Origin of the sequence: Rhizobium sp. AAP116, from assembly GCF_001295785.1 — a bacterium.
Taxonomy (GTDB): Bacteria; Pseudomonadota; Alphaproteobacteria; order Rhizobiales; family Rhizobiaceae; genus Allorhizobium.
Window position 1 is genome coordinate 148,538 of sequence record NZ_LJIB01000011.1, and the last position, 21,716, is coordinate 170,253.

Consider the following 21,716-nt stretch of genomic DNA (forward strand, 5'->3'; position numbering starts at 1 on the left):
CGTGCATGTGTTGGAACGGTTTGAAGGCTGACGGGTTGAACCTTTGACCCCATTGTTCAAGGAGAACGATCATGACACGTTCCATTTCGCTCGCAGCCGCAACGGCACTTTGCCTTGTCTCCACGGCAACGGCCCAGCAGACGGCACCAATCCAGCAGCTGCCGACCCCCCAGGCTTCTGCGGAGACTGAAGCATTGGCCCCCAAAGGCTTCGCGCAACGGGCCGCCGCTACCAACGAGTTCCAAATACTGTCTGCGGAACTCGCTCTGAAGCGAAGCCAGGACGAGCAGGTAAGGGCTTTCGCCAGCACCCTGCTGGACGACCACAAGCGTGCGCAGGAGCAGTTGACCGAAGCCGCCAAGGCCGATTCGATCGCGATGGTTCTCGAACTGTCGATGGAGCAGAAGCAAACGCTCACCGCGCTGGAACAGGCAGAGGAGAGCCAGTTCGACCCCGCCTATATGTCCTCCCAGATGAAGGCGCATGATCAGGCCATCAGGCTGCTGGGCGCCTATGCCGATCATGGATCAGCCGGAAGTCTGAAGACCTATGCGATTGCCAACTACCCGCTGGTCCGAATGCACAAGGTCAGAGCGCAATCCCAAACCAATCCGTGATTGAAGGCTGTAGATGAGTAGAACATGGCAACTCGCCGCCCTCTTGGGCGCAATCCTCGTCGCTATCGTGATGCTACTGATGGCCGAATTTCAGCAGGAGGTGACCGAGACCGCTCCCACTGACGCCCCCACGCGTCACGCGCCCGTGCCGGACGTGCCGCCCAGCGCAACCGGAGACATCAGCACACCATAACGCCAAACGGGTAACGCAGAGGGAAGTCGCGCCCCACCCAAACAACTCCCATAAGGAGCAAAAGCTATGTCCCCCCCACGCCTTCTGGCTCTTGTCGTCCTCCTCGTGATCCTCGCTGCCAGCGTTTACGCACTGGGCGGCGGGGGCATCCAGGACAATGAGGACAACAAGGATTATCCCCCCCACAGTGTTCAGCAATAGGCCTTCGGCAGCCGCTCCCTCCGAGGCTGATTCCAGCCAGTCTCGCGGTAGCGCGTCGAGGGGATCCATCTGATGCAAATCCCCAAAAAAAACCCCGCCGAAGCGGGGTTCAGGTAGGCGCCCTTGGGGCGGCCGGGGGGCGGGGGGAGGACCAATGATCTCCTCTATGAACCGGTAATGAGAAGCTTTGTTCCATTTATGGAACAAAGAATTTTCGGCCTATGACTCGCGAGATCAGAGCTGCTCGGTCTGAGCGCCGCTGTTGGGTTTCGCTCGTCCCAGATCCGGCTTGGGGCCGAGAGATTGCATCGGCTGGGACACGAACTGTCCCTTGCCATCGACCGACTGTCCCTCGGACCAACGCCCGGCTGCAGCTGCGCTGCCGTCCTGCTGAAATCCGAGATATGCATAGCTGAACTCCTGCTTTTCCTGTTCCTGCGGGAAACTGTTCGGAATCGGGAACACGCCTGTCGGCCCGCCCAACTCCTCCAGTGCCGCCATCCACTGGTTCTGGTGCATGGTGTCCCGGGCGATGAGATAGGACAGCATGTCCTTCATGCCCGGATCGTTCGTCATGGTGTAAAGGCGTGTAGCAAGGACGCGTCCGGTCGATTCCGCAGCAACATTGGCGGTCATGTCGGCGGCGATATTGCCGCTCGCATAGATGTGCGACATGTCGAAGGGCACACCGTCCGAATCCACCGGCATGGCAGAGAGCCCCGCCGAGAGAAGGTTCTTGAGGTTGATGCCGCCAAGAACCCCGCCACCGACTGGATCGGCCGCGATCTCTTCCTTGAGTGACAGGGGCGCGCCTTCCAGGTTCATGGCAACTGCCGTTGCGAGCATCTCGATATGCCCCAGTTCCTCCGCTGCTGTGTTCATCAGCAGGTCGCGAAACTTCGGGTTGCCCCGGGCGCCGCAGGCCTGGAAGAAATACTGCATGGCAACGCGGATTTCTCCTTCCACGCCTCCGATCGCCTGCTGTAGGGCGCGGGCAAACAGAGGGTCCGGGGTCTCAACTCGGACGGGATATTGCAACTTGTTGTCGGTATAGAACATCGCATCTTTCCTCGTGTTTGACGGTTGCCTAAAAAGGACCCTACCGGCTTGTTCCTGATTTTCTGACCATCAGGAGTGGGGTTATTGGTCGTCGCGGGTCTTCAGCGAATCGCCGAGATTTCGCTTTTCCGGGTCCTGCAAATTTTCGCCCACGGCATCCCGGTCGACCTTAGGATTGTCCTTGGCCGGCAGATATCCCGTCGGTCGATTCTCCTGCGGTCCTTCCCAGCGGGGCGACTGATCCGTTGTTCCCGGCTCGCCATCTTTCGGTGCGTTCATGCCCATCTTGGGTCTCCTCTTCTTGAGCTCTCCGTGACCAACCGTCCCGACTGCGAACAGTTCCCCAGGAACATTCCGGACACCTTCAGGTTGTCCCGGAACAATTCGCGCAGACAGTGAGGTGATGATGGAAGAACGATCCAGTATCGGGAGCCGGCCGCGCATCGTGATCGTCGGCGCAGGTTTTGGAGGCCTTGCCTGCGCAAAGGCTCTGGCAGACGCAGAAGTCGACGTGACCGTGATCGACCGGCGCAATCACAATCTGTTTCAGCCATTGCTCTATCAGGTCGCGACGGCAGCGCTTTCGCCTGCGGATATCTCCGAGCCGATCCGCCGTACATTGGGACGATCGGACAACATCCACGTGCTGATGGGAGAGGTGGTGTCGATCGATACGGACGCCCGCGCAGTCTCTCTCGCCGATGGCGCAGCGATCTCCTACGACCGCCTCGTTCTCGCGACCGGCTCGCAGTACAATTATTTCGGCCATCAGGACTGGCAGAAACATGCACCGGGGCTGAAATCGATTCACGAAGCCCGCCAGATTCGTCACCGCCTCCTGCTCGCCTTCGAGCAGGCCGAGCGAAGCCAGGATGAGGCAGAGATGCGCCGCCTGTTGACCAGCGTCGTCATCGGTGGCGGCCCGACCGGCGTCGAAATGGCCGGCGCCATTTCAGAACTCGGTCGATTCATGATTGATCGTGATTTCCGTAGCCTGCGACCAGAGCAACTTCACGTCGTCCTCGTCGAGGCCGGTCCGCGTATTCTGGCAACCTTCCCCGAAAATCTCTCGACCTATGCGGCCGACTATCTGCGCGACATCGGCGTGGATATCAGGCTGAACACGCCTGTCGAAGACGTGACTGCCGAGGGCGTTAAGGTCAAGGATGCTTTCCTGCCGGCGAGCTGCATCGTCTGGGGAGCCGGGGTCAAAGCATCGCCGGCCGCGGAATGGCTTGGCCTTTCGCCGGGCCCGGGCGGGCGCTTGCCGGTTGCGTGCGACCTCTCGGTTGATGGCATGGACGGGGTCTACGCCATCGGCGATACCGCGCTGGCTTTGGGAGAAAATGGCGAAGCATTGCCCGCGCTCGCACAGGTGGCCAAACAGCAGGGGACGTTCCTCGGCAAAGCGCTCAAGGCCAACCTCCTGAAAGGAGCGGCTGTGCCAGACTTCCGTTTCCGTAATCGCGGCAACACGGCGGTCATCGGAAGAAACGCAGCCATCTTCGATTTCGGCTCCTGGCAGCTCAAGGGCCGTCTCGCCTGGCTGCTCTGGGCCATCGTCCATGTCTATCTGCTGGTCAATTTCGAGAAACGCCTGCTTGTCAGTGTTCAGTGGATCTGGCGCTACACCACCCGGCAGAGAGGCGCGCGTCTGATCGATGAGAACTTCGTTGCCCCTGAGAGGTAATGACCTCCGTTGAGAATCTGAGGGCGGATGCGCTTTGAAGGTGGACAACCCGGATTCGGATCTATAGACGTAACGATATTACATAACGAAAAGATCCAGGCTTGACCGCCAGGGGCTGCAGGTCCTATGCAAGCAGTGACGGTTCCCCGCCGGATGACTCCGAGGGGATTAATAGGGAACACGGTGAGGACGACCCAATAGGGACCAAGACCGTGGCTGCCCCCGCAACTGTAAGCGGATTGCTGTCCATTCTCGCGGCGTGAAAGCGCCGGGCCACTGCGGGTCACCGTGGGAAGGCAAATGGAAAGCGCATATCCGCGAGCCAGGAGACCTGCCGTCAAGTGAAGAAAACGAAGCGGACGGGGTGTTCCGATGGATACGAACTGGCTTTTGCGCTGCGCCGTCTGGCGCGCCGACCACATGCCATTTTGCCTCCGGAGAAATCCTGCGGAGGACTGGCATGCATTTCCTTCCAGATCATGAAGCGCAGGGACGGGCGATCGGCCTTGGCCATGGCGTAACGCTCGACGTTTCGTCGTTCGATGAGGCCCGCCCATGAGCTGTACCAGCAAGGGCTGCCCGATCCGGGTCACCGATATCGGTTGGGGGCCGAAGTCATCCCAGTTTTTGGTCCGAGGCGTTTCCTTCTCCCTCGATGCAGGCGACCGGCTGGCAATCGTCGGGCCGAACGGGGCTGGCAAGACCACGCTTCTGCGCTGCCTCTATCGCGGTGTCAGTCCGCTAGAGGGGCGCGTCGAGGTCGGCGGTCAGGATATCTGGCAGATGAGTGCCCGCCAACTTGCCCGCCGGGTGGCGGTCGTTCTGCAGGAAATGCCGGGCGACTTCCCGTTCACCGTCCGCGACGTGGTGATGATGGGGCGCGTTCCCTGGCGCGAAGGCCTTGCGGGCTGGAGCGAAGAAGACCGGGCCGAAGCAGAGCACGCGCTCGACCATCTCGATCTGCTGCGGCTGGCGAACCGGCAGTTCTCGACCTTGTCGGGAGGTGAGAAGCAGCGTGTCCTGGTGGCGCGTGCGCTGGCGCAGAAGCCTGAAATCCTCATACTCGACGAGCCGACCAACCATCTGGATATCCGTCACCAGCTCGAGATCCTCGATCTGCTCGGCGCTTTGAACCTGACGATCATCACGACGCTGCACGACATTAACCTCGCCGCCGAGTTTGCAACGCATATTGCCCTGATGCATGGCGGCCGGATGAATGCGTTCGGCCCACCGGAAGCTGTTCTGACCGAACAGGCCCTGTCCGGAACCTTCGGTGTCCTCGCCGCCCGTCAACAGGCGGAGGGCGCTCGGTCCCATCGTTTTTCCTTTTCCCTTGCCTTGACCTGATTTTGAAAGGATCCGCCACTATGGCTTCCCGTCTTCTATTGTCTGCCACGCTCTTTGCTTCGGTCTTCGCCGCCTCATCGGCATTTGCCTATCCTGTGACGGTCAAGAGCTGCGATCGCGACGTCACGTTCGACGCACCTCCGGCGCGCGCGATCTCGAATGACGTAAACCTGACCGAGATGATGCTGGCCTTGAAACTGCAGGACCGCATGGTCGGCTATACCGGGATCTCCGGCTGGAAGACGCTGGATGAGGGGCTGCGGGACGGCGTGAAGGAGTTGCCCGAGCTTTCGCCGAAATACCCGACCAAGGAAGTGCTGCTGAACGCCGATGCCGATTTCTATTTTGCCGGCTGGAACTACGGGATGAAGGTCGGCGGCGAGGTGACGCCCGAAACGCTCGAGCCCTTCAAGATCAAGGTCTATGAACTCACCGAATCCTGCATCCATATCATGGCGAAGAACAAGCCGACCATGGACGACATGTTCATCGACCTGCTGAACCTCGGGAAGATCTTCGACGTCGAGGACCGCGCCGAGGCCCTGGTGGCTGGCTACCGCAAGCAACTGGACGAAATCACCACCCGCATCGGCGGCATCGAAAAGCCGGTCCGCGTATTCGTCTATGATTCCGGCACCGAAAAGCCGTTCACCTCGGGTCGCTTCGGCATTCCGACCGCGATGATCGAAGCCGCAGGCGGCGTGAATATCATGGAAGACGTCGAAAAGAGCTGGACGGAGGTGTCCTGGGAGCCGGTCATCGAGCGCAATCCGGAAGTCGTCGTCATCGTCAACTATGGCGATGTCACGGCCGAACAGAAGATCTCGTTCATGAAGGAAAACCCGGCCTTCAAGAACCTCGATGCCGTCAAGCAGGATCGCTTTGTGGTCCTGGAATATGTTGAGGCAACGCCTGGGCCGCGCAATGTCCAGGCGATCGAGCGGCTCGCGAACACCTTCCATCCGCGCAACATGTAACCCTCAAGGCGGGACCGCGAACCGGTCCCGCCCAGCACGAAATTCAAGGCAGAATGATGCACGGTCGGATGTTTCTCTGGATGGGTCTGGCTATCGTGCTGCTGGCCCTCTGCCTGACCGCTGGCGTGTCCCTGGGTTCGGCTCCCATTCCGGTCAGCACTGTCTGGTCGATCGTGGCCAACAAACTCGCACCCGGTACATTTGAAGTGACATGGTCGCCCGGTCGCGAGAGCATCGTCTGGGACGTTCGCTTTCCGCGCGTCATCCTGGCTGGCCTCGTGGGGGCCGGCCTCGCGACGGTAGGGGCTGTCCTGCAGGCGGTAACCCGCAATCCACTGGCCGATCCGCATCTGCTCGGCGTCTCATCCGGCGGTGCCCTGGGTGCGATTATCGCCCTTCTCCACACCGGCCTTGTCTTCGGCCTGGTCACCGTACCGCTCTTTGCCTTCGGCGGTTCCTTGGCTGCAACGCTCGCGGTCGTCACCGTGACGCGCTTCACCGGCGCGGGCGCCGATCGTCTCGTATTGACCGGTGTGGCCATCGCTTTCGTGGCGACCTCGCTCGGAAATCTTGCGATCTTCCTCGGCGATCCGCGCGCCGCTCACACGGTGGTCTTCTGGATGTTGGGAGGGCTCGGCCTCGCCCAATGGTCGCATCTTCTCTATCCAGTGGCGGTGCTTTCAGTTTGCCTCGTCTTCCTTGTCGTTCGCGCCCGGGAAATCAACGCCATGGCCATGGGTGATGAGACGGCAGCGACGCTCGGCATTCCCGTCGCCCGGTTCCGCGCGGAGCTTTTTGTGATCACCGCGCTTCTGACTGGTGTGATGGTCGCCTTTTCGGGTGCCATCGGCTTTGTGGGCCTGCTGGTTCCGCATTTTGTCCGCCTGACCGCCGGCAGCGACAATATCAGGGTCATTCCCCTTTCGGCGTTGGCCGGTGCCGTTATCCTCATTCTGGCCGATATCGTTTCGCGCACGATCATGGCGCCCGAGGATGTCCCGATCGGGGTGATTACCGGTCTGGCAGGCGGGCTCGCTTTCATTCTTCTCCTGCGACGGCGATAGTTGGAGCCTGCCTATTGCTCCTGTTTCGTTTTTGCCTAGACTGAAGAAAAAACGAAATAGGGGGAGGGGGCGGCATGATGTTCTCCGCGAGACAGGCCGAGATCATGACGCTGGCCAAGGAGCAGGGCCGCGTTCTGGTGGACGAGCTCGCTGCGCGCTTCGCGGTCACGCCACAAACCATTCGCAAGGATCTGAACGACCTTTGCGACGCACGCGCACTCAACCGTATCCACGGTGGCGCCGTCTTTCCGAGCGGAAACGAAAACGTTAAATACGAGGCGCGCCGTTCGATGGCGGCCGGGGAGAAGCAGGCGATCGGCCGTGCCGCCGCCAACCTGATCCCGGATAATTCCTCCCTCTTCATCAACATCGGCACCACGACGGAAGCCGTGGGCGAAGCGCTTGTTGACCACAGGGAATTGATGGTCATCACCAACAATATCAATGTTGCCAATCGCTTGCGTGTCTATCCCTCGATCGAGGTGGTGATCGCCGGCGGTGTGGTTCGTGGTTCGGACGGCGGTATCGTCGGCGAGGCGGCCGTGGATTTCATCCGTCAGTTCAAGGTGGATTTCGCAGTTATCGGCGTCTCTGCGATCGACGAAGATGGTGCACTGCTCGATTTCGATTTCCGCGAAGTGAAAGTCGCCCAGGCCATCATCGCCAACGCGCGGCATGTCATTCTGGTCTCCGACTCATCAAAATTCGAGCGCACCGCGCCGGTCCGCATCGGGCATATTTCGCAAGTTCAAACCTTTATCACCGATCATTGTCCGTCCAGCAGCATCCGGGACATTTGCGCCGAGCGCGATGTCAGGATCATCGAAACCGCGCCGGTCGACCGCGATCTGGCGGCGGAATAACTTTCGTTTGACATTCGTTTAAATTTCGAAAAAGATAGCTGGACTTTCGCAATAGCAGTAAATGCTGCAGGTGCGAACATGCGGAGGAACGATGTCGGGGCAGCCAATTTACGATCTCTTTGTGATCGGCGGCGGGATCAACGGATGCGGGATCGCGCGCGACGCGGCCGGCCGTGGTTACTCCGTTGCCTTGGCTGAAATGAACGATTTCGCCTCCGGCACCTCCTCGGGCGCAACGAAGCTCATCCATGGTGGTCTTCGGTATCTCGAGCACTACGAGTTTCGCCTGGTGCGCGAAGCGCTCATGGAGCGCGAAGTCCTCTGGGCCATGGCGCCGCATGTGATCTGGCCTTTGCGGTTCGTTTTGCCCTTCCAGAAGGGCGGCATTCGCCCCGCCTGGCTCATTCGCCTGGGCCTTTTCCTGTACGATAATCTCGGTGGCCGAAAGCTGCTTCCGCCGACCAAGACGCTCGATCTGCGCCGCGATCCGGCCGGAAAGCCTCTGAAGCCGGTCTTCTCGAAGGCGTTCGAATATTCGGACGGCTGGGTCGATGACGCGCGCATGGTCGTTCTCAATGCCCGTGATGCACAGATCCGCGGCGCAACGATCCTGAGCCGTAACCGTGTTGTCTCGGCCCATCGCGAAGACGGCCACTGGGTCGTCACGACAAAGTCGCAGCGCGACGGCTCCGTCGTCACTCACAAGGCCCGCATGCTGGTCAACGCGGCCGGCCCTTGGGTCGATCAGGTTTTGGCCGGTGCCTTCGGCCGCAACAATGTGCACAATGTTCGCCTCGTACAGGGCAGCCATATCGTTGTTCGCAAGAAGTTCACCGATCCACGCGCCTACTTCTTCCAGAACCCCGACAACCGCATCATATTCGCCATCCCCTATGAGGGTGAATTCACCCTGATCGGCACGACGGACCGTGATTTCACCGAAGACCCGAAGGACGTTCGCATCAGCCCCGAAGAGGTGAACTATCTCTGCGATGCGGCAAGCGAATATTTCCAGGAACCGGTGCGCCCAGACGATATCGTCTGGAGCTATTCGGCCGTGCGTCCTCTTTTCGATGACGGCGCCTCGAAGGCTCAGGAGGCGACGCGCGATTACGTGCTGAAGGTCGAGGGCAACAGCGGCGACGCCCCCTTGCTCAATGTCTTCGGCGGCAAGCTCACCACCTATCGTCGTCTGGCCGAACATGCGCTGGAAAAGATCGGTGAAGCGATCGGCGAAAAAGGCACCTCTTGGACGGCGGGTAGCCGTCTGCCGGGTGGTGACTTCTCGGCCACGGCCTTCGAGCCGGCGGTCGACGGACTAATCAAAGCCTATCCCTTCCTGGATCGCATCCATGCCGAGCGCCTGATTCGCTGCTACGGCACAGATTCAAGAGCGATCCTCGGCAAGGCGAAGAGCGCGGCCGATCTCGGACGCCATTTCGGCGGCACGCTATACGAGGCGGAGGTTCGCTGGCTGGTGGAAATGGAATGGGCGGTTACGGCCGAAGACGTGCTGTGGCGCCGAACGAAACAGGGTCTATTCCTGACGCCGGAGGAGGCGAAGGGGCTGGATGCCTATCTGGGGATGCTGGCGGCGGCCTGATCGCCCATCTCACGGATAAAGACCGACGGTTTGGAGGAGGCCCGAGGACATATGTTGGAACTGCGTAAAGTCTCGAAAATGGCGGGAGGTGAATATCACATTCACCCGACCGATCTGACATTGCAGCGGGGTACGCTCAATGTCCTGCTCGGGCCCACCCTTTCGGGCAAGACATCCCTGATGCGCCTGATGGCAGGCCTCGACAAGCCGACTTCCGGAGCCGTCCATTTCGACGGTCGGGATGTCACGAGCATGCCGGTCCAGAAGCGCAATGTCGCGATGGTCTACCAGCAGTTCATCAATTATCCGGCTTTGACGGTCTACGAAAATATCGCCTCGCCGATGCGGGTTGCCGGCAAGGATGCGGCCACAATCGATCGCGAGGTTCGCAAGGCTGCCGATCTCTTGCGTCTGACGCCCTATCTCGATCGCACACCGCTGAACCTGTCCGGTGGACAGCAGCAACGTACGGCGCTGGCCCGTGCCATCGTCAAGAACGCCACCCTAGTGCTGCTGGATGAACCGCTCGCCAACCTCGACTACAAGCTGCGCGAGGAACTGCGCGAAGAGCTTCCGAAGATCTTCGCCGAATCCGGTGCGATTTTCGTCTATGCGACAACCGAACCATCTGAAGCTTTGCTGCTCGGCGGCAACACCGCCACGCTGTCAGAAGGTCGGATCACCCAGTTCGGTCAGACGATCGACGTCTATCGCCGCCCATTGGACCTCCTGGCCGCCAAAACTTTCGCCGATCCGCCGCTCAACACCATCGCGCTGGTCAAGCGGGGCGCAAGCTTCGAACTGAACGGCCAGCCAGTTCTGGCGGTGCCTGGCCATCTGGCATCGATCGCGGACGGCCCCGTCACGGTCGCCTTCCACCCGCATCACCTGTTGCTTGCCGCCCTGCCGGGCGCCCTGCCGATGCGCTCGCGGACGCTGGTTTCCGAAATCGCAGGCTCGGAGAGCTTCATCCATGTCGAATACGGCACCGCCCGCTGGGTGTGCCTGGCCCATGGCATCCACGACATCGATCCCGATCGCGAGATCGATGTCTTCATCGATACCCGTCACCTGATGGCGTTCGGCGCCGACGGCAGGGCGCTCGGCGCGCCGGCCGAAATGGCCGCGTGAGGAGCAACGTCATGGCACGCATCAACCTCGACCACATCCGCCACGCCTACTCTCCCGCAGCCCGTGCGGCCGGAGACTACGCTTTGAAGGAAGTCCATCACGAATGGGACGATGGCGGCGCCTATGCGCTGCTTGGGCCCTCGGGCTGCGGCAAGACCACCCTGCTCAACATCATCTCCGGCCTGTTGCATCCGTCCGACGGCCGCATCGAATTCGATGGCGTTGATGTCACCAACCTGCCAACGGCCGCTCGCAACATCGCCCAGGTCTTCCAGTTCCCGGTCGTCTACGACACCATGACGGTTTACGACAATCTGGCCTTTCCGCTGCGCAACCGCCATGTCCCCGAAGATCAGGTCAACAAGCGGGTCAACGAGATCCTCGACATGATCGACCTGCAGCCCATGGCCCGCAAGCAGGCGCAAGGCCTGACGGCAGACCAGAAGCAGAAGATCTCCCTCGGCCGTGGCCTCGTCCGCTCCGACGTTAACGCGATCCTCTTCGACGAGCCGCTGACGGTCATCGATCCGCACATGAAGTGGGTCCTGCGCTCTCAGTTGAAGCGCCTGCACCGCCAGTCGGGTTTCACCATGGTTTACGTCACCCATGACCAGACCGAGGCGCTCACCTTCGCCGACAAGGTCGTCGTCATGTATGACGGTCAGATTGTGCAGATCGGGACGCCCGCCGAACTCTTCGAGCGGCCGAGCCACACCTTCGTCGGCTATTTCATCGGTTCTCCTGGTATGAATGTCATGCCGGCAAAGGTGAGCGGCGCAACCGCCATGATTGGTGATCAGGCGATCAACCTGCCGGGCGCACCGAAGCTCTCCGGTCAGAGCAAGATCGAGCTCGGTGTCCGGCCTGAATTCATCCGCCTCGGACGGGAAGGCATGCCGATCTCCATCGACAAGGTCGAGGACATCGGTCGACAGAAGATCGTGCGCGCCCGCTTTGCCGACCAGTCGCTGTCCGTTGTCGTGCCCGAAGATGCAGACATTCCCGCCGATCCCCGCATCACATTCGTCCCCGAAGGTCTCGGCATCTTCGCCGATTCCTGGCGCGTAGGCATGGAGGGCTGACCCATGGAAAAAACCTGGAACAACAAGGCCTGGTTCATGGTCGTCCCGGTCCTGGTGCTGGTGGCCTTCTCGGCCGTCATCCCGCTGATGACCGTCGTCAACTATTCCGTCCAGGATACATTCGGCAACAACCAGTTCTTCTGGGCCGGTACCGACTGGTTTTCCGACATCCTGTCGTCGGACCGTTTCTGGGATGCGCTTGGACGCAACCTGATCTTCTCCATGATCATTCTTGCGATCCAGGTGCCGCTTGGCATCTTCATCGCGCTCAACATGCCGAAAACCGGACTAGGCGTTCCGGTCTGCCTCGTGCTGATGGCGCTGCCGCTGCTTATTCCGTGGAATGTCGTCGGCACCATCTGGCAGGTCTTCGGTCGCGTCGACATCGGTCTTCTCGGCTATTCGCTGAACGCCATCGGATTCGACTATAATTACACGCAGAACCCGATCCACGCCTGGGTCACCATCATCGTGATGGATGTCTGGCACTGGACGAGCCTTGTCGTGCTGCTCTGCTATGCCGGTCTCGTCTCGATCCCGGATGCCTATTACCAGGCAGCCAAGATCGACGGCGCATCGCGCTGGTCCGTCTTCCGCTTCATTCAGCTGCCGAAGATGAAGCGGGTGCTTCTGATCGCCGTGCTGTTGCGCTTCATGGATAGCTTCATGATCTACACCGAGCCCTTCGTCCTGACCGGCGGCGGCCCCGGCAATTCGACCACCTTCCTGTCGATCGACCTCGTCAAGATGGCGGTCGGCCAGTTCGACCTCGGCCCGGCGGCTGCCATGTCGATCATCTACTTCCTGATCATCCTGGCTCTGTCCTGGGTTTTCTACACCGTCATGACCAACAGTGACGCGAAGGGCTGAGGGAGATACCGATGAAAAGCACTGATAACCGCACCGGTCTCGGCTTCCTGGTTCCGACGATCTACATCATCTTCCTGCTGCTGCCGATCTACTGGCTCGTCAACATGAGCTTCAAGACGAATGCGGAGATCACGGGCGCCTTCTCGCTCTGGCCCGTCAATCCGACACTTGCCAACTACGCGGTGATCTTCACCGATCCGTCGTGGTACAAGGGCTACATCAACTCGATCATCTATGTGTGCCTGAACACCGTGATCGCGGTTGCCGTCGCGCTGCCGGCAGCCTATGCTTTCTCGCGCTACAGGTTCCTCGGTGACAAGCATCTGTTCTTCTGGCTGCTGACAAACCGCATGGCACCGCCGGCTGTCTTCGCGCTGCCCTTCTTTCAGCTCTATTCCGCCTTCGGCCTGATCGACACGCATATCGCCGTCGCCATTGCACACTGCCTTTTCAACGTGCCGCTCGCCGTGTGGATCCTGGAAGGCTTCATGTCGGGCGTGCCGAAGGAAATCGACGAGACGGCCTATATCGACGGATATTCCTTCCCGAAGTTCTTCGTGAAGATCTTCATGCCGCTAATCGCATCCGGCATCGGTGTCGCCGCCTTCTTCTGCTTCATGTTCTCCTGGGTGGAGCTCCTGATCGCTCGCACGCTGACGACGACGGATGCCAAGCCGATCGCAGCTATCATGACGCGCACGGTCTCGGCCTCGGGCATGGACTGGGGTGTGCTCGCAGCAGCCGGGGTACTGACGATCATACCCGGGGCGCTCGTCATTTATTTCGTTCGCAATTACATCGCCAAGGGCTTTGCCCTGGGCCGGGTCTGAGGAGGGTTCGATGGATTTCACTTGGATGGCATGGACCACGCCGACCGCGATCTTCTTCATCGTGATTCTGTGCCTGATCCTGTCGATGGCGGTCTGGGAATATCTGTCCCCGGGCGGCAATCCGCGAACCGGCATTCTACGCTTCGAGACGACCCGCGGTGACCGCCTTTTCGTGTCGCTGCTCGGGTCGGCTTTCATCAATCTCGCTTGGCTCGGTCTCGTTGGACCGAACCTGTGGTGGGCTCTTGCTCTGTCCGTGGTCTACGCCATCGGCGTTTTCCGCTACGTCTAGAGCAGAAAAGACGGGATGGCGGCGGGAGGTCGCCATTCTCGAGACTGCAAACCGAATGCAATCGCAACCTTAGGGAGGACATAATGCGAAAGCACCTTTTGACGACGACGGCCGCCATGCTTCTTGCCATGACGGGTGTCGCATTCGCCGATATGGAAGCGGCGAAGAAGTTCCTGGACGCCGAAGTCGGCGACATGTCGGCACTCGATCGTGCCACACAGGAAGCCGAGATGCAGTGGTTCATCGATGCCGCGAAGCCTTTCGCCGGCATGGAGATCAAGGTCGTCTCCGAAACCATCACCACGCACGAATATGAATCGAAGGTCCTCGCTCCGGCCTTCACCGCCATCACCGGCATCAAGGTCACCCATGACCTGATCGGCGAAGGCGACGTCGTTGAAAAGCTGCAGACGCAGATGCAGTCGGGCGAGAACATCTATGACGCCTACATCAACGACTCCGACCTGATCGGCACCCATTGGCGCTATCAGCAGGTTCGCAACCTGACCGACTGGATGGCGAACGAAGGCAAGGACGTCACCAGCCCGACCCTCGACATCGACGACTTCATCGGCAAGTCCTTCACGACCGCTCCTGACGGCAAGCTCTATCAGCTGCCGACCCAGCAGTTCGCCAACCTCTACTTCTTCCGCTACGACTGGTTCAACGACGAGAAGAACAAGGCCGACTTCAAGGCAAAGTACGGCTACGACCTCGGCGTTCCGGTCAACTGGTCGGCTTATGAGGACATCGCTGAATTCTTCACCGGTCGCGAAATCGACGGCAAGAAGGTCTTCGGCCACATGGACTACGGCAAGAAGGACCCGTCGCTCGGCTGGCGCTTTACCGACGCCTGGCTCTCCATGGCCGGCAACGGCGACAAGGGCATCCCGAACGGTCTTCCCGTCGACGAATGGGGCATCAAGGTCGACGAAAACTCGCGTCCGGTCGGCTCCTGCGTCGCACGTGGTGGCGATACCAACGGCCCAGCCTCCGTCTACGCCATCGAGAAGTATCTCGAGTGGATGAAGAAGTACGCCCCTCCGGCCGCCCAGGGCATGACCTTCTCTGAATCCGGTCCGGTGCCGTCGCAGGGTGAAATCGCCCAGCAGATGTTCACCTACACCGCCTTCACCGCCGACTTCGTCAAGGAAGGCCTGCCGGTCGTCAACGCGGACGGCACGCCGAAGTGGCGCTTTGCTCCGAGCCCGCATGGCGTCTACTGGAAGGACGGCATGAAGCTCGGCTATCAGGATGCCGGTTCCTGGACCCTGATGACCTCGACCCCGGTCGATCGCGCTCAGGCGGCCTGGCTTTATGCCCAGTTCGTCACCTCGAAGACCGTCGACGTGAAGAAGAGCCATGTCGGCCTGACCTTCATCCGTCAGTCGACGCTCGACCATCCGTCCTTCACCGAGCGCGCTCCGAAGCTTGGTGGTCTGGTCGAATTCTACCGCTCGCCGGCTCGCCTGCAGTGGTCGCCGACTGGCACCAACGTTCCTGACTATCCGAAGCTGGCTCAGCTCTGGTGGCAGGCAATCGGTGATGCTTCTTCCGGTGCAAAGACTGCGCAGGAAGCCATGGACTCGCTCTGCGCCGAGCAGGAAAAGGTCCTTGAGCGTCTCGAACGCGCTGGCGTCCAGGGCGATATCGGTCCGAAGCTCGCCGAGGAAAAGACCCTCGAAGAGTGGAACGCCGATGCCGTTGCCAAGGGCAATATCGCGCCGCAGCTGAAGATCGAGAACGAAAAAGAACAGCCGATGACGGTCAACTACGACGAGCTCGTCAAGAGCTGGCAGTAACGACCGGCGATCGCCGCTGAATTGACAATCGCCGGGGCGCAAACTACGCCCCGGCTTCTTCACTTAAGGAGTTTCAGCCTGATGAGCGGTTACATTCTGGCCATCGACCAGGGAACGACCTCGACCCGCTCGATGATCTTCGATCACGAGATGCATATTGTCGGCGTCGCCCAGCAGGAGTTCACCCAGCATTTCCCGGATTCCGGCTGGGTCGAGCATGATGCGGACGAGATCTGGCAGAGCGTGCTGGCGACCATCGAGAAGGCACTCTCTGCTGCCAAGATCAAGATCGGCGATGTTACCGCGATCGGCATCACCAACCAGCGCGAAACCGTCGTTGTCTGGGACCGCGAGACCGGCCAGCCGGTCCACCGTGCCATTGTCTGGCAGGACCGCCGCACGGCCCGTTTCTGCGACGAACTGAAACATAAGGGCCTGGAACCGCTCTTCACCGAGAAGACCGGCCTGCTGCTCGATCCCTATTTCTCAGGCACCAAGCTCTCTTGGCTCTTGAAGAATGCCGACGGCCTGAAGGCCCGCGCCGAAAATGGCGAGATCTGCTTCGGCACGGTCGATAGCTGGCTCATCTACAAGCTGACCGGCGGCAAGGTTCATGCGACCGACGCGACAAATGCCTCGCGCACGCTGATCTATGACATCGGCGAAAACCGCTTTGACGACGAACTCCTTTCGATCCTCGAAATCCCGCGCGCCATGCTGCCGGAGGTCAAGGATTGCGCCGACGATTTCGGCATCACCGATGCGTCCGTGCTCGGCGCCGAAATCCCGATCCTCGGCGTCGCCGGCGACCAGCAGGCCGCCGTCATCGGCAATGCCTGTTTCGAGCCCGGTATGATGAAATCGACCTATGGCACGGGCTGCTTCGCACTCCTGAACACCGGCCGCGATCGCGTTGCTTCCTCGAACCGGTTGCTCACCACCATCGCCTATCGCATGAATGGCGAAACCACTTACGCCCTTGAGGGCTCGATCTTCATCGCCGGTGCCGCGGTCCAGTGGCTTCGCGACCAGATGGGCTTTGTGAAGGTCGCCTCGGAGACGGATGCGCTGGCCAGCAAGGCCGACCCGCATCAGCGCGTCTATCTTGTGCCGGCCTTCACCGGGCTTGGCGCACCCCATTGGGATGCCGATGCCCGTGGCGCGATCTTCGGATTGACCCGTGGAACGGGCCCGGCGGAATTCGCTCGCGCCGTACTCGAAAGCGTCGCCTACCAGACCCATGATCTCCTGGAAGCCATGAAGAAGGATTGGAACGGCAGCGCATCGAAGACGGTGCTCCGCGTCGATGGTGGCATGGTCGCCTCCGACTGGACGATGCAGCGGCTGGCCGACATCCTGGCCGCCCCCGTCGATCGTCCCGTCGTGCTGGAAACCACGGTCCTCGGCGCCGCCTGGCTCGCAGGATCCCGCGCCGGCCTCTGGCCCGACCAGAAGGGCTTCGCCGCGACCTGGAAGCGCGACCGCCGTTTCGAACCGGGCATGAATGTGACCGAACGGGAAGCAGCTATTGCCGGCTGGCAGGACAGCGTGTCCCGTTGCCTGACCACGCGCTAACCGACTAGGCGATCAGCGCGACCAGGGTCTCCAACCGGTCGGCGTCCTTCGGAAGCTTGTCCTGACGGAGACGCGCGATGCGAGGAAACCGCATCGCGACTCCCGACTTGTGCCGCGTCGAGCGAGCAAGCCCCTCGAAGGCCACCTCGACGACAAAGCCATGCTCGGGTTCTGCCCTCAGGCTGCGAACCGGGCCGAAGCGCTCCACCGTATTGTTGCGCACGAACCGGTCGAGCACCTCAAGCTCCTCGTCGGTGAAGCCAAAGTAAGCCTTGCCGACCGGCACCAGCACATCCCCTTCGCCGGGGATCGCCGTCCAGACCCCGAATGTGAAGTCCGAATAGTAGCTGGACCGTTTGCCGTGCCCGCGCTGCGCATACATCAGCACGGCATCGGCATTCATCGGGTCTCGTTTCCACTTGAACCAGGGCCCCTTGGCCCGCCCGGCCTGATAGCTGCTGCCCAGCCGCTTGAGCATCACCCCTTCGATCACAGGATCAGGTGGGTCAGCGCGCAACTGCTCCAGTTCCTCCCAGGTCGAGAAGGAAACGAGCGGCGACAGATCGAACCGCCGTGGCTCCTGCCGCTCGACGAGCGCGCTTAAGCGTTCACGGCGTGTGAGGAAAGCCTCGGACCGAACGTCTGCCTCACCATCGAACAGGATGTCGTAAGCGCGGATGAAGACCGGATACTCTTCCAGCATCTTGGCCGTCACCGTCTTGCGATTGAGTCTCTGCTGGAGATCCGAAAAGGTTCGCGTCGGCGCATTGGTCCGCGACGTCCCGCCGACGAGCAGTTCGCCGTCGATCACGCCCTCGAACCGCGCTGCGTCGACGATATCGGGGAAGGCACCGGAAATATCGTCGCCGGAGCGCGAATAGAGCCGGCTTCTCCCGCCGGAGCAGGAAAGCTGCACGCGGATACCATCCCACTTCCATTCCGCGGCGAAATCCTTCGGATCGAGATTGGGGAGATTCCTGTCTTCGATCGGCGTCGACAGCATCACCGAATGGAAGATCGCCGGCGTCGACAGAACTGGCTTTTCGACCCGGTTCTCCAGCCAGGCGAAGAGTTCGGTATAAGGCGGCTTTAGCCCATGCCAGAGGCTCTCGATGTCGACGACATCCTTGTCGCCATAGAGCGCCAGTGCCTGCTTGGTGAGCCTAGCGGAGACACCGATTCGAAGCCCCCCGGTGACGAGCTTGATCAGCGCGAACCGCTCCGACGTATCGAGCCGGTCAAAGAGGTCGCGCATGACGGAGCGCGTTTCGTTGCGCCCGAGCCGCTGAAGCCGTTCGACGATCTTTGACAGGCTTTCGAGATCTTCCCCGCCTTCGGCCTCAAGCGTCTGCAGCTCCCAGACTAGCGAAATGGTTTCTGCCAGATCGCCGACATAGTCATAGGAATATTGAAACAGGATCGGGTCCATCCGCTCCAGGACCAATTCTTTCAGCAGCGCCGGCTTCACGCCCTTGATGTCGAGCCCATCAGTGAGCGCGGCCAGCGCATAGCCGCGATCCGGATCAGGCGTCTGCCGGAAATAGTCGATGAGTAGCGTCAGCTTGCCGTTGCGGCTGGGGGTCAGCACGAGGCGATCGAGGAGGCGAGCAAAGGCCTTCATGTCAGTCTCCCTCGTCTTCGTAGCCGACGAGGTGCAGTGGCCGAGCCTTGATACCCTCAAGTTCGCACCAACGCACCAGCGCTTCCTCGCGCCCATGGGTGACCCAGACCTCCTGCGGCCCCACCTCGCGGATCGTGTCCAGAAGTTCCGGCCAGTCGCAGTGGTCGGAGATGACGAGCGGCAGTTCCACGCCGCGCTGCTTGGCTCTCTGGCGCACCATCATCCAGCCGGACGCAAAGATCGCGAGGGGATCCTCGAAGCGCCGCGCCCAGCGGTCGTTGAAGGCGGAGGGCGGACCGATCACCACGGCGCCCTTGAAGGCGCCAGACTTCTTGTCCTCGGTCGTCGCCGGGCGAAGCTCGCCGAGCTCCACGCCCTGTTCGGTGTAATAGTCGCAGAGCCGCGCCATCGAACCATGAATGTAGATCGGCTTTTCATAGCCACCCCGCCGAATGAGCGAGATCACCCGCTGTGCCTTTCCCAGCGCATAGGCGCCGATCAAGTGGCTGCGTTCCGGAAATTGCTGCAGAGAGGTTAGCAGTTTCTGGATCTCTAGCCGCGGATCGGGGTGGTGGAACACCGGCAGACCGAAGGTTGCTTCGGTAATGAACACGTCGCAGGGCACCGGCTCGAAGCTGGCGCAAGTCGGATCGGCGCCACGCTTGTAGTCGCCGGAAACGACGATCCTGGTCCCCTGCGCTTCGATCTCGATTTGTGCGGAGCCGAGCACATGGCCTGCCGGATGAAAGCGGACGGTAACGCCGTTGACCGATATCGTCTCTCCGAAGGTCGCACTCTGTGAGGTGCTGCAAAAGTCCTCGCCGTAGCGGATCGCCATGATGTCGAGTGTCTGGCGCGTGGCGAGCACATGGGCGTGCCCCGAACGGGCATGATCCGAATGTCCATGAGTGATCAGCGCCCGGTCAACTGGCCGGACCGGGTCGACATAAAAGTCGCCGAGCGGGCAGTAAAGCCCGCCCGGCGTTGGGTGAAGGAGAAGGTCCGGCTTGATCATGCCGTGAACATAGGGCGCCCGAAGACGCCCTTCCAGCACTCACTGCGTAAAGCGCGAAACGGCGAGATAACCTGCAGCGCAAGCGGTTGCCGAGAGAAATGCACCCCACGCCATATCAACGAGGCTGACCTGCAGCGACCAGCCCTTCAGCGTGGCGAGATTGGTCATGTCGTAGGTGCCGTAGGCCAGAAGTCCAAGGAGCGCCCCGTTGAACAATGCGGTGACGATGCTTCCGGCGGACACGGCCGGCATGACCGCAAAATAGACAAGTCCGACCACGTAGAAGAGATAGAAAATCCCGGCGGCAGCAAAGTTGGGGGTCGCCAGCAGCAGGCTGCCGATATGCTCGCGGTAAAAACCTATCGCAATCCGCGTCAGCCAGAGATAGTCGATGGCGAAGAAAACAACGGCCGTGGAGATGTAGGCGATCACGTAAGGCATTTGTCTTCCCTCTCGACCGGGCGCCTGCCCGGCCTCCCATCAAATTCCAAGAACCGGCTGAACCAGGCGGACCAGAAGGCTCTTGAACTTCAGCGGTGCGTCGGTCACGGCGAGACAGATGCAATCCTCGTCCGGTGTCGCCACCGGCTGATGCGTCAGCGTCTCGTCGGCTTCCTCGATGTCCCCGCGTTTGAATACGGTCGCACCGTCGGTGAACGCGCCTTTGAGCACCAGCGTCAATTCGCGGCCGCCATGCGAGTGCTCCGGAACCGGCTTGCCGGCCGGAATCTTCAAGAGGCGAACCTGGCTCTCAGTATCTCTCGTCTTGATCGGGATATGATAGGCGCCGCGGCCGAGTGCCTTCCATTTCAAGGCCTCGACGTCGCCGCCAAGATAGGAGCGCAGCGGCTCAGGCAAAACCGGAAGATCGGTCGGAGTGGCAACCGGCTTTGACGCGGCGAGCCGCGACGTGCCCTGCGACTTGAGCTTTGCCTTCATTGACGACCAGCTGTCTGACGCTGGCGTCTCTTCGGCGGTCACCTCGGTCGCCTCGAGCAATTGACCGCCGGTATGCTCCATGAAGGAGAGCCTGTTGCGGCAGGACGGGCAAAGCGCCAGATGTGTCGCAACCGCAATGCTCCAGCCCTCGGCCAGATTTCCGGTCGCATAATCGAGCAGAAGCTCGTCGCTGATGTGGTGTTGGACGTGGAGGGTCATGCCCGCTCCTCCAATGCTGCGCGCAGCTTCGCGAAAGCGAGGCGGATACGTGATTTCACGGTCCCCATCGGCAGTCCGAGTTCGGCTGCGATCGTGCTGTGGGATGCTTCTCTGTAGAATGACATTTTGAGGAGTTCGAGCTGTTCGGGTGGTAGGGTTTCCATGGCGCGCCGAAGGCGATCAGCCTCCTGCTTGCCTTCGAATTCGACATCGGCCGGTGGTACGTCGTCCGGCACGAAGGCCGGATCAGACGGGTCAAAGGTCGGACGCCTCTCGCGACGGAATGCGTCGATGCGTTGGTTACGGGCGATGGTGAAGATCCAGCTTGAGACATTTCCCCTTGTTGGGTCGAACTGCTCGGCCTTGTTCCAGACCGCAAGCATCGTCTCTTGCATCAGCTCTTCGGCCGCCTGTCCGTCACGGGCAAGCTTCGCCATATAGGCACGCACCTTCGGACCGTAAAACTTGAAAATCGTCTCGAAGGCTTCGATGTCTCTATCGCGGCCGACGGCGGCCAAAAGCTGCGAGAAGTTACGCTGGTCCAGTTCTTCCACCGACTCGGTCATCGAAACGCTTTTTTTCCCTCGTTTGAGCGGCGCAACGACCTTTTGCCGTGCAATTCGCCCGGGGTCATTGTGGCACGCATCTGCCGAGATGTGTATCGCGTTCATCATGCAGCGGTCTACGCCGCGGTTCTCGGCTCGGATCACTGCCTGTGAATTT

General features: G+C 60.8%; 22 protein-coding genes and 1 riboswitch. Of the genes, 15 read left to right on the forward strand and 7 right to left on the reverse strand.

Annotation, left to right across the window (positions count from 1 at the left end):
- Positions 1–71 precede the first annotated feature (71 nt).
- Positions 72–617, forward strand: coding sequence for a DUF4142 domain-containing protein (locus tag IP85_RS09025; RefSeq protein WP_054149344.1), 546 nt, complete (start codon positions 72–74; stop codon positions 615–617).
- 13 nt (positions 618–630) lie between these two features.
- Positions 631–810, forward strand: a complete 180-nt coding sequence (locus IP85_RS09030; protein ID WP_054149345.1) for a hypothetical protein — start codon at positions 631–633, stop codon at positions 808–810.
- Between the two features lie 435 nt (positions 811–1,245).
- Here IP85_RS09030 and IP85_RS09035 read toward each other — a convergent pair whose 3' ends face one another.
- Positions 1,246–2,070: a manganese catalase family protein gene (locus tag IP85_RS09035; RefSeq protein WP_054149346.1), complete on the reverse strand. Its 825-nt coding sequence runs from the start codon at positions 2,068–2,070 to the stop codon at positions 1,246–1,248.
- Positions 2,071–2,151: 81 nt separating this feature from the next.
- Entirely contained in the window at positions 2,152–2,355 is a 204-nt protein-coding gene (locus IP85_RS09040) for a hypothetical protein (protein WP_054149347.1), read from the reverse strand.
- 121 nt (positions 2,356–2,476) lie between these two features.
- Here IP85_RS09040 and IP85_RS09045 point away from each other — a divergent pair, with 121 nt between their 5' ends.
- The 13 genes from IP85_RS09045 to glpK all read left to right on the forward strand — a co-directional run bounded on the left by IP85_RS09045 (position 2,477) and on the right by glpK (position 17,199).
- Positions 2,477–3,760, forward strand: coding sequence for an NAD(P)/FAD-dependent oxidoreductase (locus IP85_RS09045; protein ID WP_054149348.1), 1,284 nt, complete (start codon positions 2,477–2,479; stop codon positions 3,758–3,760).
- Between the two features lie 122 nt (positions 3,761–3,882).
- A riboswitch (cobalamin riboswitch) is annotated at positions 3,883–4,114 on the forward strand.
- A 201-nt stretch (positions 4,115–4,315) separates the two neighbouring features.
- Positions 4,316–5,110 (forward strand): ABC transporter ATP-binding protein, encoded by a 795-nt coding sequence (locus IP85_RS09050; protein ID WP_054149349.1) that lies wholly within the window; start codon positions 4,316–4,318, stop codon positions 5,108–5,110.
- A gap of 20 nt (positions 5,111–5,130) precedes the next feature.
- Positions 5,131–6,087 carry an ABC transporter substrate-binding protein gene (locus tag IP85_RS09055; RefSeq protein ID WP_054149350.1) on the forward strand — a complete coding sequence of 319 codons (957 nt, stop codon included), beginning with the start codon at positions 5,131–5,133 and terminating at the stop codon, positions 6,085–6,087.
- A gap of 80 nt (positions 6,088–6,167) precedes the next feature.
- On the forward strand, positions 6,168–7,151 hold the full coding sequence (locus tag IP85_RS09060; RefSeq protein WP_245280841.1) for an iron ABC transporter permease: 984 nt from the start codon (positions 6,168–6,170) through the stop codon (positions 7,149–7,151).
- A gap of 74 nt (positions 7,152–7,225) precedes the next feature.
- A complete protein-coding gene (locus tag IP85_RS09065) occupies positions 7,226–8,014 on the forward strand; it encodes a DeoR/GlpR family DNA-binding transcription regulator (RefSeq protein ID WP_054149352.1) in 789 nt (262 codons plus the stop codon).
- Positions 8,015–8,105: 91 nt separating this feature from the next.
- Entirely contained in the window at positions 8,106–9,617 is a 1,512-nt protein-coding gene (gene glpD, locus IP85_RS09070) for a glycerol-3-phosphate dehydrogenase (protein WP_054149353.1), read from the forward strand.
- A 51-nt stretch (positions 9,618–9,668) separates the two neighbouring features.
- On the forward strand, positions 9,669–10,748 hold the full coding sequence (locus IP85_RS09075) for an ABC transporter ATP-binding protein (protein WP_054149354.1): 1,080 nt from the start codon (positions 9,669–9,671) through the stop codon (positions 10,746–10,748).
- A gap of 11 nt (positions 10,749–10,759) precedes the next feature.
- On the forward strand, positions 10,760–11,830 hold the full coding sequence (locus tag IP85_RS09080) for an ABC transporter ATP-binding protein (RefSeq protein ID WP_054149355.1): 1,071 nt from the start codon (positions 10,760–10,762) through the stop codon (positions 11,828–11,830).
- Between the two features lie 3 nt (positions 11,831–11,833).
- Complete coding sequence (locus tag IP85_RS09085; protein WP_054149356.1) at positions 11,834–12,700, forward strand: sugar ABC transporter permease; 867 nt, start codon at positions 11,834–11,836, stop codon at positions 12,698–12,700.
- 11 nt (positions 12,701–12,711) lie between these two features.
- The gene (locus tag IP85_RS09090; protein ID WP_054149357.1) at positions 12,712–13,530 is read left to right on the forward strand and encodes a carbohydrate ABC transporter permease; all 819 of its coding nucleotides are present in this window, start codon (positions 12,712–12,714) and stop codon (positions 13,528–13,530) included.
- 10 nt (positions 13,531–13,540) lie between these two features.
- The gene (locus tag IP85_RS09095) at positions 13,541–13,822 is read left to right on the forward strand and encodes a DUF2160 domain-containing protein (RefSeq protein WP_054149358.1); all 282 of its coding nucleotides are present in this window, start codon (positions 13,541–13,543) and stop codon (positions 13,820–13,822) included.
- Positions 13,823–13,905: 83 nt separating this feature from the next.
- Positions 13,906–15,624 carry an ABC transporter substrate-binding protein gene (locus tag IP85_RS09100; protein ID WP_054149359.1) on the forward strand — a complete coding sequence of 573 codons (1,719 nt, stop codon included), beginning with the start codon at positions 13,906–13,908 and terminating at the stop codon, positions 15,622–15,624.
- An 81-nt stretch (positions 15,625–15,705) separates the two neighbouring features.
- Positions 15,706–17,199 carry a glycerol kinase GlpK gene (gene glpK, locus IP85_RS09105; RefSeq protein ID WP_054149360.1) on the forward strand — a complete coding sequence of 498 codons (1,494 nt, stop codon included), beginning with the start codon at positions 15,706–15,708 and terminating at the stop codon, positions 17,197–17,199.
- A 4-nt stretch (positions 17,200–17,203) separates the two neighbouring features.
- Here glpK and IP85_RS09110 read toward each other — a convergent pair whose 3' ends face one another.
- Genes IP85_RS09110 through IP85_RS09130 form a run of 5 tightly spaced genes read right to left on the reverse strand, consistent with a single transcriptional unit; the run spans position 17,204 to position 21,559 of the window.
- The gene (locus IP85_RS09110) at positions 17,204–18,820 is read right to left on the reverse strand and encodes a cisplatin damage response ATP-dependent DNA ligase (RefSeq protein ID WP_054149361.1); all 1,617 of its coding nucleotides are present in this window, start codon (positions 18,818–18,820) and stop codon (positions 17,204–17,206) included.
- 1 nt (position 18,821) lies between these two features.
- A complete protein-coding gene (locus IP85_RS09115) occupies positions 18,822–19,835 on the reverse strand; it encodes a ligase-associated DNA damage response exonuclease (protein ID WP_082347633.1) in 1,014 nt (337 codons plus the stop codon).
- 39 nt (positions 19,836–19,874) lie between these two features.
- Positions 19,875–20,276, reverse strand: a complete 402-nt coding sequence (locus tag IP85_RS09120; protein ID WP_054149362.1) for a DUF2177 family protein — start codon at positions 20,274–20,276, stop codon at positions 19,875–19,877.
- 39 nt (positions 20,277–20,315) lie between these two features.
- On the reverse strand, positions 20,316–20,993 hold the full coding sequence (locus IP85_RS09125; protein ID WP_054149363.1) for a ChrR family anti-sigma-E factor: 678 nt from the start codon (positions 20,991–20,993) through the stop codon (positions 20,316–20,318).
- On the reverse strand, positions 20,990–21,559 hold the full coding sequence (locus tag IP85_RS09130; protein WP_006725285.1) for a sigma-70 family RNA polymerase sigma factor: 570 nt from the start codon (positions 21,557–21,559) through the stop codon (positions 20,990–20,992). Before IP85_RS09130 ends, IP85_RS09125 begins: the two co-directional genes overlap by 4 nt.
- Positions 21,560–21,716 lie beyond the last annotated feature (157 nt).